The organism is Citromicrobium bathyomarinum (assembly GCA_001306305.2).
Classification (GTDB): domain Bacteria; phylum Pseudomonadota; class Alphaproteobacteria; order Sphingomonadales; family Sphingomonadaceae; genus Alteriqipengyuania; species Alteriqipengyuania bathyomarina.
The window spans coordinates 1506328-1522857 of sequence record CP155577.1 but is presented as its reverse complement, the minus strand read 5'-3'; the positions used below and the strand labels follow the sequence as shown (position 1 = coordinate 1522857).

16 protein-coding genes are annotated in these 16530 nt (G+C 65.6%); 10 read left to right on the top strand and 6 right to left on the bottom strand.

Translation table 11 applies throughout. The features are described from left to right. Nucleotides 1-9: 9 nt before the first annotated feature. On the bottom strand, nucleotides 10-975 hold the full coding sequence (locus tag VO57_007465) for an alpha/beta hydrolase (protein ID XBL71162.1): 966 nt from the start codon (nucleotides 973-975) through the stop codon (nucleotides 10-12). Between the two features lie 93 nt (nucleotides 976-1068). Between VO57_007465 and VO57_007460 the strand changes: the two genes are divergently transcribed. The 7 genes from VO57_007460 (at nucleotide 1069) to VO57_007430 (ending at nucleotide 8410) form a co-directional block, all read left to right on the top strand. Continuing rightward, nucleotides 1069-1563 (top strand): prepilin peptidase, encoded by a 495-nt coding sequence (locus tag VO57_007460; protein ID XBL71161.1) that lies wholly within the window; start codon nucleotides 1069-1071, stop codon nucleotides 1561-1563. Nucleotides 1564-1700: 137 nt separating this feature from the next. Further along, nucleotides 1701-2762, top strand: coding sequence for a Flp pilus assembly protein CpaB (cpaB, locus tag VO57_007455; GenBank protein XBL71160.1), 1062 nt, complete (start codon nucleotides 1701-1703; stop codon nucleotides 2760-2762). Between the two features lie 20 nt (nucleotides 2763-2782). Further along, nucleotides 2783-4357: a type II and III secretion system protein family protein gene (locus VO57_007450; protein ID XBL71159.1), complete on the top strand. Its 1575-nt coding sequence runs from the start codon at nucleotides 2783-2785 to the stop codon at nucleotides 4355-4357. A gap of 14 nt (nucleotides 4358-4371) precedes the next feature. Then, nucleotides 4372-5016 carry a CpaD family pilus assembly protein gene (locus VO57_007445; GenBank protein ID XBL71158.1) on the top strand — a complete coding sequence of 215 codons (645 nt, stop codon included), beginning with the start codon at nucleotides 4372-4374 and terminating at the stop codon, nucleotides 5014-5016. Between the two features lie 27 nt (nucleotides 5017-5043). After that, a complete protein-coding gene (locus tag VO57_007440) occupies nucleotides 5044-6351 on the top strand; it encodes a pilus assembly protein CpaE (protein XBL71157.1) in 1308 nt (435 codons plus the stop codon). Nucleotides 6352-6410: 59 nt separating this feature from the next. Further along, nucleotides 6411-7382: a type II secretion system F family protein gene (locus VO57_007435; GenBank protein XBL71156.1), complete on the top strand. Its 972-nt coding sequence runs from the start codon at nucleotides 6411-6413 to the stop codon at nucleotides 7380-7382. Further along, nucleotides 7382-8410 (top strand): type II secretion system F family protein, encoded by a 1029-nt coding sequence (locus VO57_007430; protein ID XBL71155.1) that lies wholly within the window; start codon nucleotides 7382-7384, stop codon nucleotides 8408-8410. The genes VO57_007435 and VO57_007430 overlap by 1 nt, the downstream gene beginning before the upstream one ends. A 3-nt stretch (nucleotides 8411-8413) precedes the next feature. Here the strand turns inward: VO57_007430 and mtnP are convergent, their stop codons facing one another. The 5 genes from mtnP to VO57_007405 form a co-directional block, all read right to left on the bottom strand. Beyond that, on the bottom strand, nucleotides 8414-9286 hold the full coding sequence (gene mtnP, locus VO57_007425; protein ID XBL71154.1) for an S-methyl-5'-thioadenosine phosphorylase: 873 nt from the start codon (nucleotides 9284-9286) through the stop codon (nucleotides 8414-8416). Further along, nucleotides 9283-10170: a crotonase/enoyl-CoA hydratase family protein gene (locus VO57_007420; protein XBL71153.1), complete on the bottom strand. Its 888-nt coding sequence runs from the start codon at nucleotides 10168-10170 to the stop codon at nucleotides 9283-9285. Before VO57_007420 ends, mtnP begins: the two co-directional genes overlap by 4 nt. Before the next feature lie 207 nt (nucleotides 10171-10377). Beyond that, complete coding sequence (locus VO57_007415) at nucleotides 10378-11163, bottom strand: SDR family NAD(P)-dependent oxidoreductase (GenBank protein ID XBL71152.1); 786 nt, start codon at nucleotides 11161-11163, stop codon at nucleotides 10378-10380. Between the two features lie 10 nt (nucleotides 11164-11173). Further along, the gene (locus VO57_007410) at nucleotides 11174-11653 is read right to left on the bottom strand and encodes a hypothetical protein (protein XBL71151.1); all 480 of its coding nucleotides are present in this window, start codon (nucleotides 11651-11653) and stop codon (nucleotides 11174-11176) included. A gap of 52 nt (nucleotides 11654-11705) precedes the next feature. Further along, nucleotides 11706-12878, bottom strand: coding sequence for an acetyl-CoA C-acetyltransferase (locus VO57_007405; GenBank protein ID XBL71150.1), 1173 nt, complete (start codon nucleotides 12876-12878; stop codon nucleotides 11706-11708). Between the two features lie 123 nt (nucleotides 12879-13001). Here VO57_007405 and VO57_007400 point away from each other — a divergent pair, with 123 nt between their 5' ends. Genes VO57_007400 through VO57_007390 form a run of 3 tightly spaced genes read left to right on the top strand, consistent with a single transcriptional unit; the run spans nucleotide 13002 to nucleotide 16358 of the window. Beyond that, nucleotides 13002-13748 carry a 2OG-Fe(II) oxygenase family protein gene (locus VO57_007400; protein ID XBL71149.1) on the top strand — a complete coding sequence of 249 codons (747 nt, stop codon included), beginning with the start codon at nucleotides 13002-13004 and terminating at the stop codon, nucleotides 13746-13748. Beyond that, entirely contained in the window at nucleotides 13748-15478 is a 1731-nt protein-coding gene (locus VO57_007395; GenBank protein XBL71148.1) for a putative 2OG-Fe(II) oxygenase, read from the top strand. Before VO57_007400 ends, VO57_007395 begins: the two co-directional genes overlap by 1 nt. Then, the gene (locus tag VO57_007390; GenBank protein XBL71147.1) at nucleotides 15444-16358 is read left to right on the top strand and encodes a class I SAM-dependent methyltransferase; all 915 of its coding nucleotides are present in this window, start codon (nucleotides 15444-15446) and stop codon (nucleotides 16356-16358) included. Before VO57_007395 ends, VO57_007390 begins: the two co-directional genes overlap by 35 nt. Nucleotides 16359-16530: the final 172 nt, after the last annotated feature.

The window sequence follows — 16530 nt, the reverse complement described above, 5'->3', positions numbered from 1 at the left end:
CAAAGCTATCTAGGATTTGCGCGGCGCTTTGCGATCGAGAAAGTCGGCGATGCCATCCATTGCGCGCCCGCGTATCTCATCCACTTCACGGAAAATCTCGTGATGGGCCTCGTCGCCGAATTGCAGCAGTTCGGCAAAGGGCAGCCGCGCTGCCGCGCGCGCAATCGCGTCCCACGCGACCAGCTGGTCGTTGGTGGTGCCGAACAGCAACACCGGCGTGTCGACCCGTTCCAGCGCCCCCTTCGCCTCGATCACCCGCATCGAAGCGATCGCGGCGGCCACCCAGCCCCAGCTTGCCGGGCCCATCGCGACATCGGGCCGCGCGTTGCGCCACCACAGCTCGTCCGCATAGCGATCCGGATCATGGGTCAGCAGCGCGCCGCGATCTTCGGGCAGTGCGCCGGGCTTCTCGCTCGTCTTCCATGCAGGTTGGCGCGGACCGCGCAGCCGCGCCATGCCTTTTGAGACGGCACTCAGCAGCCATAGCGGCCCCGGCGTGCCGACCAGGCCGAGCATCGGGGCGGAGAGCACTGCCGCATCGGGTGTTGCGCGCCCTTCGACCAGTGCGCGCAGCACCAGATGCCCGCCCATCGAATGCCCGATCAGCACATGCGGGCCGGGCGTTTCCGCAACCCACTTGTCCCACAGCACCGCCAGATCGGCGGTCCAGATGCCGAAATCGTCGATATGGCCGGTCAACCCGTCCTTGCCGAGACGGCCCGAGATGCCCTGCCCGCGCCAGTCGCTGGCGGTGACGTGCCAGCCCTCGCGCGCCCACTCGTCCAGCGTTTCGAGGTATTTCTCGTAGTGATCGCCGCGTCCGGGCATGAACAGGATCGATCCCCGCGCAGTTTCCGCCGCAACCGGCCAGTCGATCCGGCGAATCCTTGCGCCATCGGCGGTTTCCCAGTGGCTCTCACTCGCGGCGTCGGGGATGGCGCGGCGATCGAAGGATGGGCTCGGTTCTGGCGACATTGGTCTGAATGATCCGGAGGTTCGTGGTTACTTTTTGGTAAGCGCGGACGGGTAGCAGGTTTGTCCACCACTAGGGAGGCCTGCGGCCCGTCCATGCTGAGCGACTATCTGCACTATGCACTGCTGATTGCACTGGCAATCGCGCTGGTCACGGCCGCGATCACCGATCTCAGATCGCGCAGGATCGCCAACTGGCTGACCGGCGGGGTTGCGCTGGGCGCGCCGCTGTTCTGGTGGGCCAGCAGCCTCTCGCTGTGGCCCGGCGTGGCGTTGCAATTCGCGGTCGCGGTGGCGGCCTTCGCGATCCTCGCCGTGCTGTTCGCGCTGCGTGCGATGGGCGGCGGCGATGTGAAGCTGCTGACCGCGCTCGCGCTGTGGATCGCCCCGCTTCCCTTCCTGCAACTGGTGTTCGTGATGGCGATCCTCGGCGGTGTGCTGACACTGGCGTTCGGCGCGTGGCACATCATGCGCCGCCGCAAGGAGCGGCTGGCGATCCCCTATGGCGTGGCGATCTCCGCTGCCGGCCTGTGGATCCTGAGCGTCCATTACTTCCCCGCTGCCGGTGCAGCGATCGGCCTAACCGCCTGAAGATGCAGGCTCTGCCCGCAATGCCGCAGCAAAGCGCGAGAAGTTCAATGAACTCCATTTTAACCAGTTGTCGCTTAGTCAAGCGAGCCATCCCGCCCTTCGGCGTGGATATGTTCGATCTGGGGGACTTTTAAGTCATGGATAGGAAGAAGCTGGTTCTGCTGCTGGCGGCACTGGTCATCGCAGCGGGCACAGCGTTCATCGCGCGCAGCATGTTTGCCGGCGCGTCCGCCCCGGAAGTGGCTGCGGCAACCGGCCCGGTGGAGCCGACGGGCCCGCGCGTGCTGGTCGCCCAGCGCAGCCTGCCGGTCGGCACGATCATCACTCAGGATGCGATCAGCTATCAGGCCTGGCCCCAGGAACTGGTCCGCGACGCCTATTTCATCGACGGCGAGGCCGACGTGTCCAAACTGCTGGGCACCGTGGTACGCTACCAGATCACCGCCGGCGAACCGGTCACCCAGGGCGCGCTGGTCGCGCCGGGCGATCGCGGCTTCCTGGCCGCAGCGCTTGGCCCCGGCATGCGCGCAATCACCGTGCCGGTGAACGCCCAGACCAGTGTCGCAGGCTTCGTCTTCCCCGGCGACCGGGTCGATCTGATGATGACCCACGAGACCGAAGGCGTGAAAGCCACCGAAACCATTTTGCGCAATCTGCGCGTACTCGCGACCGACCAGTCGACCTCGCAGAACACGGTGGACGGCCAGACGGTGGTCAACGGCTTCAGCACCGTCACTCTGGAGGTGACGCCCAAGATCGCCGAAAAGATCGCGGTCGCGCAGACCGTCGGCACGCTCAGCCTCTCGCTGCGCTCGATCGCGGACAACAGCACCGATCTGGAGCGTGCGCTGGCTTCGGGTGACATCGCCATCCCCGACGATGCGACGCCCGAAGAAGAAGCGCGCCTGCTCGCCCGTGCACGCAACATGCCCAGCGACACGGGCGCCTCTTTCGTCACCGGCGCCGACGTCTCGCGCTTTGAGCGGCGCGTTCCGCAACCGCAGAACAACGGTGGATCTGCCCCGCAGGTCGCTGCCGGGCCGGTTGCCGTGCCCGATGGCACTCCCGTCGGACCACCCGTTTTCAGCGGCCCCGTCGTGCGCGTGATGCGCGGACAGGAAAGCACCGCCGTGCCCGCCGGCAAGACCGGCACGGTCAAGACGGATACCGCGCAGACCAGCCAGCTCAGGCGGGACTGATCATGGAAAAGGCAAGCATAATGAACGCCACCACAAGCACTGCATCGCGCCCCGCAGGCAAACGGACGCGGCCTCGGCTGCGGCCCATGCTGCTCGGTGCCGCGCTGTGCGCCGCACCGCTTTCGATCGTCCCGACGATGGCCGACGCACAATCCGTCGTCCGCCCGACGCAGGACATCGTCCTGTCGATCGGCAAGGGAGAGCTGATCAACGTGCCCGGATCGATGGCGGATGTGTTCATCGCCAATGATTCGATTGCGGACATTCAGGTCAAGTCGCAGCGCCAGCTCTATCTGTTCGGCAAGTCGGGCGGTGAGACCACCGTCTATGCCAGCAACGCTGCGGGCGATGTGATCTGGGCCGCCAACGTGCGGGTCGGCTCCAATATCGGCAGCCTCGACCAGATGCTTGCGCTCGCAATGCCGCAGGCGAAGATCTCCGTCGCCACGATGGGCAGCAACACCGTGCTGCTGACCGGCACGGTCGCCAACCCGGAAGATGCAGCCGAGGCGGAGCGTCTGGTTTCTGCCTTCCTGGGCGATGAGACCAATGTGATCGCCCGGCTGACCACGGCGACGCCGTTGCAGGTCAACCTTCAGGTCCGCTTCGCAGAGGTCAGCCGTTCGCTGGTCCGCGCGATCGGGGCCAACCTGCTCAGCTCGGATGCCACCAACGGCTTCCAGTTCGGGGTCACCCGCGGGCGAAACTTTGCGCCGCAATACACCCCCGGCGGCCCAGTCGGCGTCGGTGTGACCGGCGGTAGCGACGGCTCTACCGTCATCACCGGCAACGGCACCGGAGCCACCATCGCGGGGCTGGGCAGCCTGTTCGGTATGGACCTCGCTGCAGCGCTCGACCTTGCCGAGACCAACGGCCTCGTCAGCACGCTCTCGCAACCCAACCTGACCGCGCTGTCGGGCGAAACCGCAGATTTTCTGGCTGGCGGCGAATTCCCGATCCCGATCAGCCAGGGGCTCGGCGCGACCTCGGTTGAATATCGCAACTACGGCGTCAAACTGACCTACACGCCCACGGTGCTGGCCAATGGCCGCATCTCGATCCGCGTGTCGCCCGAAGTCAGCGAGCTGTCCTCGCAAGGCGCGGTCTCGCTCGACGGGGTGCAGATCCCCGCGCTGATCACCCGCCGCGCATCGACCACGGTCGAGCTTGGTTCGGGCCAGAGCTTCATGATCGCCGGGCTGATGACCAACAATTCCCAGAGCACGATCGACAAGGCGCCGGGCCTGGGCGACGTTCCGATCCTGGGCAACCTGTTCCGCTCCAACAGCTTCCGCAAGGGCGAGACCGAACTGGTCATCGTCATCACCCCCTATCTGGTGAAGCCGGTCGACGGCAACGACATCCGCCTGCCGACCGATGGCTACAACAGCCCCGACACGCTCAGCCAGCTGGGCTTCAAGGAAACCGTCCCGCAGGGCGGCGTGCCCGATCGCCCCGGCCCCACCACCAGCGACCGGCAGTCACGCGGGCCGCAGATCTCGCAAGGGCAGCAGCCCGGTCCGCAGCGCGCCGAAAAGCCGCGCGAGCGGCAGCGCAGTGCGTCTGCCGCGCCGGGCTTCAGCCTGAACGATTGAGAGGACCAGTGACCATGAAACGCAACGCCCGTCTTGCCGCCGCCATGCTCACCTCGGCCCTCGTGCTGGGCCTTGGCGGATGCGCCGCACCCGATTTCAACCGCAGCCTCTACAGCCTCAACCAGCCGGTGGTGGAGCGCACGCATTACACGCTCGACGTGGCCGCAGGCCCGGGCGGGTTGCCGATCCCCGAACAGCGCCGCCTGGCGGGCTGGTTCGAGGCGCTCGATCTGGATTACGGCGATCGCGTCGCGGTCGAGGCGGACACCGCCAGCCCGGCGACGATCGCGGCGGTCGCAGGAATCGTCGAACGCTACGGCCTGCTCCTGAGCGATCAGGCCCCGGTGACCGAGGGCTTCGTCGAGCCCGGACGCACCCGGGTGGTCGTCACCCGCTCGGTCGCCACCGTGCCGACCTGCCCCAACTGGACCGACGATGGCGATGGCAATTTCGCCAATGCGACCAGCCGCAATTACGGCTGCGCCACCAACAGCAACTACGCGGCGATGGTCGCCAATCCGGAAGACCTCGTGCGGGGACAGTCCAGCAGGGGCGGCTCCAGCGTCAACGGCTCGAACCGGGCGATAGAGGCCTACCGCAGCGGCGGCTCGCCGTCCGCGAGCAGCGCGCCCGCAACGGGTTCGGGCAGCCCGGACTGAGCCACAGCGATTGAACGAGGACACACGATGAACGCTCCGTGGAATTCAGGCATGTCAGGCAATCGCGATCCCTTCGCCGCCTTCCTGTGCGACGACACCGCAATCGATACGCTGCGGCCGGTCGTCGCCGAACTGGGCTGGGCGCCGGAAAAATGCGCCAAGGGTGGCCTGCGCAATGCGATCCAGTCGCTCGCGGTTGCGGCCAGCCCCAATATCCTGGTGGTCGATCTTTCCGAATGCAGCGACCCGCTGACCGATATCAACGCGCTCGCCGAAGTGTGCGAACCGGGGACCGTCGTGATCGCCGTGGGTCAGGTCAACGACGTGCGTCTGTATCGCGATCTGATCGCCAGCGGGATTCACGACTATCTTCTGAAGCCGCTCGCCTCGGGCCAGGTGCGCGATGCGCTCAACGAAGCACAGGCGGTCTTCTCCGCGCCCAAGGCCGTCGATGCGCAGGCCGCTCGTCGGCATATCTCGACTGCGGTCGTGGGCACGCGCGGCGGCTCTGGCGCCTCAACCATCGCGACCTCGCTCGCATGGCTGTTCAGCGACGAGCACAAGCTGCCGACCGCAATGCTCGATCTCGATGTGCACTTCGGCACCGGCGCCCTCACGCTCGACCTCGAGCCGGGTCGCGGGCTGACCGACGCGATCGACAATCCCGGTCGGATCGACGGCCTGTTCATCGAACGCGCGATGATCCGTGCGAACGACAATCTGTCCGTTCTGTCTGCCGAAGCGCCGATCAATTCGCCGTTGATGACCGACGGCGCGGGTTTCGTGCAGCTGGAAGAGGAATTCCGGCAGGCGTTCGAAATGACGGTGATCGATATGCCGCGCAACATGCTGATCAACTTCCCCCAGCTGCTGGCGGATGTGAACGTTGTTGCGCTGGTGTGCGAATTCACGCTCGCATCGGCGCGCGACACGATCCGCATTCTCAGCTGGCTGAAAACGCACGCACCCCACGCACAGCCGCTGCTTCTCGCCAACAGGGTGCAGAACGGCCTGAGCGAAATCACCCGTGGTGATTACGAAGCGTCGGTCGAGCGCAAGGTCGATTTCGTCATCCCCTACGACCCGAAGGCGGCGACCACCGCCGCCAAACTGGGCCAGGCTTTCGTGGAAGCGAACAAATCGAGCAAAGTCACCGCGCAGCTTCGCACCGTCGCGGACCGCATCCTCACCGCGAGCGATGAAGAGATCGATACCGGCGCATCGACCGACAAGAAATCGCTGCTCGGCTCGATCGACCTCAAGAACCTGCTGTCCTCTTCGAAGGGCAAGCCCAAGGCAAAATCCAAGAAGGGAGCCGCGAAGGTCGACGCATAAGGGCACGCGCGCCCGCAAAGGTCGCGTAACGCCCCGCGTGCGTCCGAACGCAAGCCATCATGGACGTCATCCAGCTCTTCATTCTGTCGCTGGGCTTTCTGGCCGCGATCGGCCTGGTGGCCGCCGCGCTGGCCGGTCCGTCGACCCGCAAGCAGTTGCAGCGTCGGCTCAGCGGTGTGCGCACGCGCCACACCGACGATGCCAATGCGCGGGTCGAAAGCCAGATGAAGAAGGCGCTGGCTGCGCGCAAACCGAAGATCCAAAAGGCCGCCGGCAACGGCTCACGCTCGCAGGCGCTCGCGCTGCGCCTGCAGGCGACCGGCATGGGCTGGACCGTCAAGCAATATGTCTACGCCAGCATCGGCCTGGCGGTGATGATCGGCATGATCGTCTACGCTCAGACTGGCGTGCCGCTGCTCTCCGCCATTGCCGGGCTGCTGATCGGCGCAGGCGTGCCGCACATGGCGGTCGGCTTCTTCATGAAACGGCGTACTGCCCAGTTCAATGCGCGTTTCCCCGATGCGATCGACCTGCTGGTTCGCGGCCTTCGGTCGGGCCTGCCGGTTACGGAGACGCTGGCGGTGGTCGCGCAGGAAATCCCCGGCCCGGTCGGGATCGAGTTCAAGGGCATTATCGAGCGGATCAAGATCGGCCGTTCGATGGAAGAAGCGATGCAGGAAAGCGCCGACCGGCTGGGCATCGCGGAATTCAACTTCTTCGTCATCGCTCTTGCGATCCAGCGGGAGACCGGCGGCAACCTTGCCGAAACGCTCTCCAACCTCTCCGACGTGCTGCGCAAGCGCGCGCAGATGAAGCTGAAGATCAAGGCGATGAGCTCTGAATCCAAGGCATCGGCCTACATCGTCGGCTCTCTCCCATTCCTGGTGTTCGCGATGATCTGGTGGGTCAATCCCTCCTATCTCGGAGCGTTCTTTATCGACGAACGGCTGATGATCGCCGGTATCGGGGGGCTGGTCTGGATGAGCCTGGGCGTCTTCATCATGTCCAAGATGGTGAGCTTCGAGATCTGATGAACGGCGCAATTTCCCTTTCTGCCGGCTTCCTGTTCGGTGCGCCCGCAAACCCGACCCTGATGGGTGTGGACGTGATCGCGGTCGCCACCGTGCTCGCCGGAATCGCAGCAATGGCGGTTATGCTGGCGATCTACGCCGCCGTGACCGTGCGCGACCCGATGGCCAAGCGGATCAAGGCGCTCAACGAGCGGCGCGACGAGCTTAAGGCCGGGATCGTGCGGGAAACCGCGCGGAAGCGCAAAAGCCTGGTCCGGCGGACCCAGAAGACCGACAAGGTCAAGGATACGCTGGCCAACTTCAAGGTCCTGCAGCAGAGCCAGCTGGAGGTGGTGCAGCAAAAGCTCGCCCATGCAGGGATCCGCAACAAGGAATACGCGGTCTACGTGATCGGCGCGCGTGCGGTGCTGCCGATCGTGCTCGGCCTGATTGCATTCTACCTCTTCTACGTGTCCGACATGTTCGCCGACTGGGGCAGCTTCAAGCGGCTCGGTGCGCTCTCGATCGCGGTCTTCATCGGTTACAAGGGCCCCGAACTCTACATCGCGAACAAGGCCAAGAAGCGCACCGACGCGATCCGCAAGGGCCTGCCCGACGCGCTCGACCTGCTGGTGATCTGCGCCGAGGCCGGGCTGACGATCGATTCCGCCTTCACCCGCGTGGCGAAGGAACTGGGCCGCGCCTATCCCGAACTGGGCGACGAATTCCTCCTGACCTCGATCGAACTCTCCTTCCTCAACAACCGCAAGATGGCGTTCGACAACCTCGCCTACCGGGTCGATCTGGAAGCGGTGCAGGGCGTGGTCACCACCATGATCCAGACCGAGCGTTACGGCACCCCGCTGGCATCGGCGCTGCGCGTCCTCTCGGCCGAATTCCGCAACGAGCGGATGATGCGCGCCGAGGAGAAGGCCGCGCGCCTGCCCGCGATCATGACCGTGCCGCTGATCCTGTTTATCCTGCCGACGCTGTTCATCGTCATTCTCGGCCCGGCAGGCTGCTCGATCGCCGACGCGTTCAGCGGGTAGCCGCTATTCGCCGAGTACCCGCCCGGCAATCGCGTCCAGCTTTGCCATCAGCGTTTTGTCGCGCATTTCGGGTGCGGTGATGATCGCGTGTTCGAGCGCGGTGTCGACCGGGCTTGGAGCGCGGGTATCGGGCAGAGTCGCAACGAGTTCGTCCAGCATCGCGCGCGCGCGGTCGGCATTGCCCTTGAGCACCGACAGGATATCGAACGCCTCGACCCCGGCCTCCTCATCGCGCCAGCTGTCATAGTCGGTGACCATGCCGATCAGCGCGTAGGGCAGCTCCGCCTCGCGGGCGAGCCGCGCTTCGGGCATCCCGGTCATCCCGATCACGTCCCCGCCCCAGCCGCGATACATCCGGCTTTCGGCGCGGGTGGAGAATTGCGGGCCTTCCATCGCCACATAGGTCCCGCCGCGATGCACGGTCGATCCGCTGGACTCCGCCGCATTGGCGACCAGCGCGGCGAGCCGGGGGCAGACTGGATCGGCCAGGGAGACGTGGGCCACCAGCCCTTCCCCGAAGAAGCTGCTCGCGCGCCCGCTGGTGCGATCGATGAACTGGTCGACGCCCACGAAGTGCGTGGGCGCCATTTCCTCACGCAGAGAGCCGATCGCGCTGATCGCGATCAGGTCGGTCACGCCGCAGCGCTTCATCACGTCGATATTCGCGCGATAGTTGACCGTGTCGGGCGACTTCGCGTGCCCCGCCCCGTGCCGTGCCATGAAGGTCAGCCGCACGTGGCCGACCGTGCCGGTGGTCACCGGGCCGGAGGGTTCACCGAAGGGCGAGGAGACTTCGATCTGCTGCTGGTTCTCCAGTTCGATCCCTTCGTACAGGCCCGAGCCGCCGAGGACTCCGATATGCCAAGCTTCACTCATTTATATTCGGGCTCCTGCCACCAGGGATAGAAATCGGGCATGTCTTCGCTGACCTTGCCGGTGAATTCGGGCGGCCGCTTTTCGAGGAAGCTGGCAATGCCTTCCTTTGCGTCGGCCCCGCGAGAGAGACGGTAGATCGAGCGGCTGTCGATCCGGTGTGCCTTCATCGGGTGATCTTCCGCCGACAGCCGCCACAGCATCGCACGGGTCATCGCGACCGAGATGGGTGAGGCGTTCTCGGCAATCTCGGCCGCCAGTGCGCGCGCAGCATCCATCAGCTCGCCCTGCGGGTGGACCGAGCGGACCAGCCCCGCATCGAGCGCTTCCTGCGCGTCGAAGATGCGGCACGTCATGCACCATTCCAGTGCAGTCGACATGCCGACAAGACGCGGAAGGAACCAGCTGGAGCATGCCTCCGGCGTGATCCCGCGCTTGGCAAAGACGAACCCGAACCGCGCATTGTCCGAACACAGCCGCATGTCGAAGGGCAACTGCATCGTCGCGCCCACACCCACCGCCACGCCGTTACACGCGCCGATCAGCGGCTTTTGCGAATTGAACAGCCGCAAAACCAGCCGCCCGCCGCCATCGCGCACCAGCGGATCGGACAGGTCGTCGACCGTCTTGGGGTCGGAGAACACGTGCTTGTCGGTGCCATCCGGGTTCTTCGGCGGCGTCAGGTCGGCCCCGGCGCAAAAGGCGCGCTCGCCATCGCCGGTTACGATCACCGCGCGCACTGCGTCATCCGCGTCGGTGATATCGATGGCCTCAATGATCTCGTCACGCATCTGGTGCGTGAAGGCATTCATCTTCTCGGGCCGGTAGAGCGTGATCGTCGCAATCGGGCCGTCGATGTCGAGCTTGATCTGGGTGAAATCAGGCATTCGGGTCTCCTCCCTGACACACCTGACACAGTGTCCTGGGAGAGAAAACAGGCCCGTGGCTCACAATGCCCGATTGATCGTCTGAAGAGGGGGCATCGGCGCGCGACATGCCCATGCGATAGAGCAGGCGCCGCCCGGTAGGAAAGGCCGCAGACGGGTGCCAGATCCTCCCCGTTCATCCTGACGGAGAAACGGGGAGGATATTGCTTAGCGAGGCGCCATGCGGATCGCGCCGTCGAGGCGCACGTCTTCGCCGTTGAAGTAGGTGTTCTCCAGCATGACCATCGCCAGCTTGGCGTATTCTTCCGGCTTGCCGAGCCGCTTGGGGAACGGGACCGAGGCGTTGAGCGCTTCGATCGCCTTTTCGGGCAGGCCCATCAGCAGCGGGGTGTGGAAGATGCCGGGCAGGATCGTGTTCACCCGGATGCCCTCGCCCATCAGGTCGCGCGCGATCGGCAGGGTCATGCCGACGACGCCGCCCTTGGAGGCCGAGTAGGCCGCTTGGCCGATCTGGCCGTCTTCAGCGGCGACGCTGGCGGTGTTGACGATCGCGCCACGCTCCCCATCCTCGTTCAGCGGATCGAGCGTCAGCATCCCGGCCGCCGAGTGCGCGATGCAGCGGAACGTGCCGACCAGATTGACCTGGATCACGAAGTCGAACGCGGCGAGCGGGAAATGCTTGATGCTGCCGTCTTCCTTGGAGCGGCTGGCGGTCTTGATCGCGTTGCCGATCCCGGCGCAGTTGACCAGAATACGCTCCTGCCCATGTGCCTCACGCGCCTTGGCGAAAGCGGCTGCGACATCGTCTTCACTGGTCACGTTGACCTTGCAGAAGGTGCCGCCGAGCTCTTCGGCGACCTTCTGGCCTTCGTCTTCCTTCATGTCGAAGATCGCGACCTTGGCGCCCTTCGCGGCAATGGCGCGCGCGGTGGCAAGGCCGAGGCCCGATGCGCCGCCGGTGACCACGGCAGGGGTGTTTGCGGAAATTTCCATTCTTCGTCCTCTAACTAGCTGCAACGTTGCCTAAATAGGCTGCGAATGCCTGAGTGGTTATTTTTTGAGTTATCCGCACAAAAGACCACTTGTCACTCCGCACCCGGGACTTCACTCCGTACGTGCGGACCAGTTCGTATATTTCTTGAAAAGCCCCCACGTCGTCATAGCCTTCCAGAGTATAAATCTCTACGTTTTCAAAACCAAAGGGGGCGATTGATGTACCGAAAACGATCTTCAGTTTTTGATCATTTTCGTGGGGAAGCGCATTGGCGGCCACCGAATCAAATTTCTCTGCGATAGCTGCATCATCTGCGTAAAAGACATGAAGATGCTCACGCGCTAGTCGATCGAGCTTCACGAAAACGTCATGACGCTTGAAAAGATCACGTAGATCGCTGTCATGCCCATCCCGTAAAATTATGGCGACCTTTTGACCGCCAGGCAGGGTAGAAATACGTCTCTCAAATTCGTCGAGAAGTATTCCCACCCCTCTCCCATCCCTTTGTTCGTAGACCGGAATCACTAGGTCGCCTCGACGACTAAAGCGCTTCGACGATGGTCACGTTGGCGACGCCGCCGCCTTCACACATCGTCTGCAGCCCGTACTTCTTGCCACGCGCGTGCAGCGCATGGATCAGCGTGGCCATCAGCTTGGTGCCGCTGGCGCCCAGCGGGTGACCGAGCGCGATCGCGCCACCGTTGACGTTGAGCTTGTCCGGGTCGGCGCCGGTGTGCTTCAGCCACGCCATCGGAACCGGGGCGAAGGCTTCGTTGACCTCGTAAAGGTCGATATCGTTGATGCTGAGCCCCGCCTTCTTGAGCGCCTTGTCGGTCGCGAACAGCGGTTCTTCCAGCATGATCACCGGGTCGCCTGCGGTCACCGTCAGATCGACGATCCGTGCCAGCGGGGTCAGGCCGTGTTCTTTCAGCATCGCCTCGGACACGATCAGCGCCGCGCTCGACCCGTCGCAGATCTGGCTGGCGGAGGCGGCGGTGATCCGGCCATCGGGGCTCAGCAGCTTGACCCCGGCGATCCCTTCCAGCGTGGCGTCGAAGCGGATGCCCTCGTCCACCGTGTGCATTTCGGAACCTTCGGGCGTCTCGATCGGGATCGGCACGATTTCCTTGTCGAACGCGCCAGCCTTGGTCGCCGCAGCCGCCTTCTCGTGGCTGGCGAGCGCGAAGCGGTCCATCTCTTCCTTGGAGAAGCCGTGCTTTTCGGCGACCATCTCGGCGCCCATGAACTGGCTCCACTGGATGCCGGGGTACTTCTTCTCCAGGCCGGGCGACTTATAATTGCCCAGCCCTTCCTTCATGTGGAACATCGCGGTCGAGCCCATCGGCACCCGCGTCATGCTTTCGACGCCGCTGGCGATGACAACGTCCTGCGTCCCGCTCATCACCGCCTGCGCGGCGAACTGGATCGCCTGCTGGCTGGAGCCGCACTGGCGGTCGATCGTGACCGCCGGAGTGCCCTCGCCCAGATGCTTGGTCGCGAGCACTGCGTTGCGACCGACCTGCATCGCCTGCTGGCCGCCCTGGCTGACGCAGCCCATGATCACGTCGTCGACCACCTTGGGGTCGATTCCCGTACGCTCGATCAACGCATCCAGCGTCTGCGCGGCAAGGTCTACCGGATGGACATCCGCCAGCTTGCCGCCGCGCTTGCCACCCGCGGTACGCACCGCATCGACGATATAAGCATCCGCCATAAGTCACTCTCCCAAGTTTCGTTTCGCAACCGAAGTGACGGGCAGGCTGCGCGGTGTCAAGCATGGCTACGCGCGCCTAGCTTGCCTCACAGGTGGGCATGGGCCTATGCCCTGCCCCCAGTCATGACCACCAGAACACTCTTCGAAATCAACCCGGACCTCGACCGCGCCGCGCTGGCGAAACGCTTTGCCCAGACGGGCCGCGTGCAGGTGCGCGACGTGCTGACGCGCGAAGCGGCGGAGGAGATCCAGAGCATCCTGATGAAGGGCACGCCGTGGGGCATGGCAGTGCGCGCAGGCGACAGCCCGGACACGCCGCCGCGCGGCTTTTCCAATGCGGAGATCATGGCCCCGGGGGGCGCGGACCAGGTCAACAGAATGGCCAATGCGGCAGCGCAGGCGACCGCACGGGGCGACTATGGCTTTCGCTATGCCCAGTTCTCGCTGGTCGAGGCGCTCCAGAAAGGCTTCAATCCGGGCGGCCCGCACGAGTTGCTGCTCGAACACATCAACGCGGACCCGTTCATGGAGCTGGTGCGCGAGATCACCGGGTTCGACACGCTGGCCAAGGCCGACGGGCAGGCGACCATGTTCGCCCCCCAGCACTATCTTGGGCGGCATAGCGACAGCCATGTCGCGGAAGGCTGGAAGGTCGCCTACGTGCTCAACTTCGCGCGCGAAGACTGGCACCCGGACTGGGGCGGATACCTGCTGTTTCTCGACGATGATGGCGACGTGATCGAAGGCTTTCGCCCGCGCTTCAACGCACTGAACATGTTCGCCGTCCCGCAGAGCCATCTGGTCAGCTTCGTGCCCCCCTTCGCCCCCGCCGGCCGGTTGGCGATCACGGGCTGGTTCCGCGACCGCTGATGGCGGGCGCACCTTCGCTCTCACCGCGCGAGTGGCACCAGCGCGCGATTGCGGCCGAGCAGCGCGGCGCGAAGGACGAGGCCGAGCGGATCATTGCGCAAGGCCTTGGCGAGCATCCGAACGAGGCGCCGCTGCACGACAGCGCGGGCAATTTCGCAATGCGGCGCGGCGAGTACGGACTTGCGGCGGAGCGCTTTGCCGCCGCCGCGCGGCTCTCGCCCGGTCACCTGCCCTTTGCGATCAACCTGGCCATCGCGCAAACCCAGGCCGATGCGCCCGAGGCCGCGCTTGCCGCGCTCGCCCCGCATGAAAGCGCGGGCCGCCGCGATGCCCGCTATTGCTCCACCCGCGCCAATGCCGCGCGGCTGGCCGGCGACCTGGCGCAGGCGGCACGCTGGTACGACCAGTGCCTGACGATCGACGCCCATCACCCGCGCGGGCTGGCGGGGCGCGCGCGGGTCGCGCTGGAGCGGGCGGAGCGCGATGCACTGGCGCGGATCGACCTCGCCCTGCGCAGCCAGCAAAGCGATCCGCATCTGTGGCTGAACCGCGCGCAGGCGCTCGACGCGACCGGCCACACGGCGGAGGCGCGCGCGCTGGCGCAGCAGATCGCTGATCAGGCGCCGTCATGGCAGCCCGGGCTCGATTTTCTGGCGCAGCTGCGCCTCGGCGCGGGCGAGAGCGACTTTGCCAGCCATTTCGAGGACGCGGCGCGCAAGGCGCCCGGCGACCCCAATATCGCAATCGCGCATATCGCCGCGCTGGGCGCAGCAGGCGCGCCGCTCGCCGCCAGAGAGCGGGCGACGGCGGCACGCGCCGCCTTTCCCGGGATCGAGCAGTTCGCGCTGCTCGAAGCGGTCTACGCGAGCGCGGTGGGCGATGACGAGCGGGCCGAGCGGGCGACGGCGGCACTCTCCACCGACAATCTCGACCGGGCCCTGCATGAAGCGCGGCACGCGCTGCGAAGGGCGGATTGGGCCGGCGCAGAGGCGGCGCTGGCCCGCGCGCGCGAATTTGCGCCTTTCGACGTCAGCGCATGGGCGCTGACCGGCCTGCTTTGGCGCGTGACCGATCCGGAAAAGGCCGCCTGGCTGCACGAGCAGGAGGGACTGGTCCAGCTGCTGCCCCTGGCCGATAGCGAAGAGGTCATGCCCCCCGCGATCGCACTGCTCGGCCGGCTGCACGATACATCGGCCTTCCCGCTCGGCCAGTCGCTGCGCGGGGGCACGCAGACGCGGGGCATTCTGTTCGACCGGACCGAACCCGCCCTCGCCGATCTGAAGCGCGCGATCCTGTCCACCGTGGGTACCTATCGCGAAAGTCTGCCTGCGCGCGATGCCAGCCATCCGCTGCTGCGCCATTGCTCTGGCGAATGGCGGTTGAACGGATCTTGGTCGGTCAGATTGAGGTCGGGCGGCGATCACCATGCGCCGCATATCCACCCGCAGGGCATCCTCTCGTCGGCGCTGTATCTGATGCTGCCGCCGCCGGATGAGGACGGCTCGCAGGGCACGCTCGAACTGGGTCGCCCTGCTCCCGACCTGCGGCTCGACCTGCCACCGCTGCATCGGATCGCCCCCAAAGAAGGCCATCTCGCCCTGTTCCCAAGCACGCTTTATCATGGCACAACCTCCTTCGGATCGGGAATGCGGATGACAGCCGCGTTCGATGTAATCGCCAGGGGGGGCTTGGGCGATGGGACAGACGACGACGGATCACGCCTGGAGTGAATTCTGGGCGCAGCAGGGGGCGCATGGCAGCACCGGGTGCCTGCCCGCGCGCTGGCAATCGGTTTTCGCAACACTGGAACGGACGTGGCGCGCCTTCGCCTCGCGCCTGCCGCAGGGCGCGCGGGTGCTCGATCTCGCCACCGGGGATGCGCGCGTGCTTCACTGGATCGGCACCGGTCGCCCGGATGCGGTGCTGACCGGGATCGATCTGGCACCGCAACTGCCTCAACCACCGCCGGGCGTCGATCTTCGTCCGGCGACCGCGATGGAAGACCTTCCTTTCGCAGACGCTAGCTTCGATGCAATCGTCAGCCAGTTCGGCATCGAATATGGCAACACGCCGCAAGTGGCGCAGGAGATCGCCCGCGTGGCCAGCGAAGATGCGGCGGTGGGCACGGTGATCCACCGTGGCGACGGCGCGATCCTGTCGCACAACATCGCCCGCGCCGAACAGATCCGCTGGGTCGTCGATGAGATCAGCCTGATGGCCAAGACCAAGGCCGCACTGAATGACGAGCCGCCGCCATGGCCCGATGCGACCGTGATGGTCGCAGAAATCGTCGAGCAAGGGCGGACGAAGCATGGCGACCAGTCGGCCGCCTGGGAGATACCCGAAGCCGTGCGGCGCTCGCTGCTGATGGGCGCGCAGGCGGGCGATACCGCGACGGGGATTGCCACTCTGCTCGACCGGATCGAGGCACAGGCACGGAACGAGTTGGCGCGGATCGCCTCGCTTGAGGCCGCCTGCGCGACGGCCGACGCGCGGGACGGTTTCCTCGGCGCATTCGCCGCCGCCGGGCTCGCAGTGAGCGAGACCGAGGAGCTGAGCGATGCTGCCGGTCGGGTCTTTGCGGAGATGATCGCGCTCAAACGCGCCTGACGCCCGACGCGCGGCAAGCTTCCCTGGCCAGACGGTCAGCAGTTCTCGGATCAACCGAGGGTCCGTAGCGCGGCCTGCGGCGTGACGAGCGGGTAAACCTGCTCCCGCACTCTTTCCGAGAGGACGCCTGCGCCCCGAGCAGCCATCCGATCGCGCGGCATATCCCCTCTCC

Bases quoted from the DNA above. Each gene is read 5' to 3' on its own strand.
- VO57_007400 (XBL71149.1), top strand. From the start codon at position 13,002: ATGACCACCAGAACACTCTTCGAAATCAACCCGGACCTCGACCGCGCC.
- VO57_007450 (XBL71159.1), top strand. From the start codon at position 2,783: ATGAACGCCACCACAAGCACTGCATCGCGCCCCGCAGGCAAACGGACG.
- VO57_007465 (XBL71162.1), bottom strand. From the start codon at position 975: ATGTCGCCAGAACCGAGCCCATCCTTCGATCGCCGCGCCATCCCCGAC.
- cpaB (XBL71160.1), top strand. From the start codon at position 1,701: ATGGATAGGAAGAAGCTGGTTCTGCTGCTGGCGGCACTGGTCATCGCA.
- VO57_007405 (XBL71150.1), bottom strand. From the start codon at position 12,878: ATGGCGGATGCTTATATCGTCGATGCGGTGCGTACCGCGGGTGGCAAG.
- VO57_007390 (XBL71147.1), top strand. From the start codon at position 15,444: ATGGGACAGACGACGACGGATCACGCCTGGAGTGAATTCTGGGCGCAG.
- VO57_007445 (XBL71158.1), top strand. From the start codon at position 4,372: ATGAAACGCAACGCCCGTCTTGCCGCCGCCATGCTCACCTCGGCCCTC.
- VO57_007395 (XBL71148.1), top strand. From the start codon at position 13,748: ATGGCGGGCGCACCTTCGCTCTCACCGCGCGAGTGGCACCAGCGCGCG.
- VO57_007420 (XBL71153.1), bottom strand. From the start codon at position 10,170: ATGCCTGATTTCACCCAGATCAAGCTCGACATCGACGGCCCGATTGCG.
- VO57_007435 (XBL71156.1), top strand. From the start codon at position 6,411: ATGGACGTCATCCAGCTCTTCATTCTGTCGCTGGGCTTTCTGGCCGCG.
- VO57_007440 (XBL71157.1), top strand. From the start codon at position 5,044: ATGAACGCTCCGTGGAATTCAGGCATGTCAGGCAATCGCGATCCCTTC.
- mtnP (XBL71154.1), bottom strand. From the start codon at position 9,286: ATGAGTGAAGCTTGGCATATCGGAGTCCTCGGCGGCTCGGGCCTGTAC.
- VO57_007430 (XBL71155.1), top strand. From the start codon at position 7,382: ATGAACGGCGCAATTTCCCTTTCTGCCGGCTTCCTGTTCGGTGCGCCC.
- VO57_007415 (XBL71152.1), bottom strand. From the start codon at position 11,163: ATGGAAATTTCCGCAAACACCCCTGCCGTGGTCACCGGCGGCGCATCG.
- VO57_007460 (XBL71161.1), top strand. From the start codon at position 1,069: ATGCTGAGCGACTATCTGCACTATGCACTGCTGATTGCACTGGCAATC.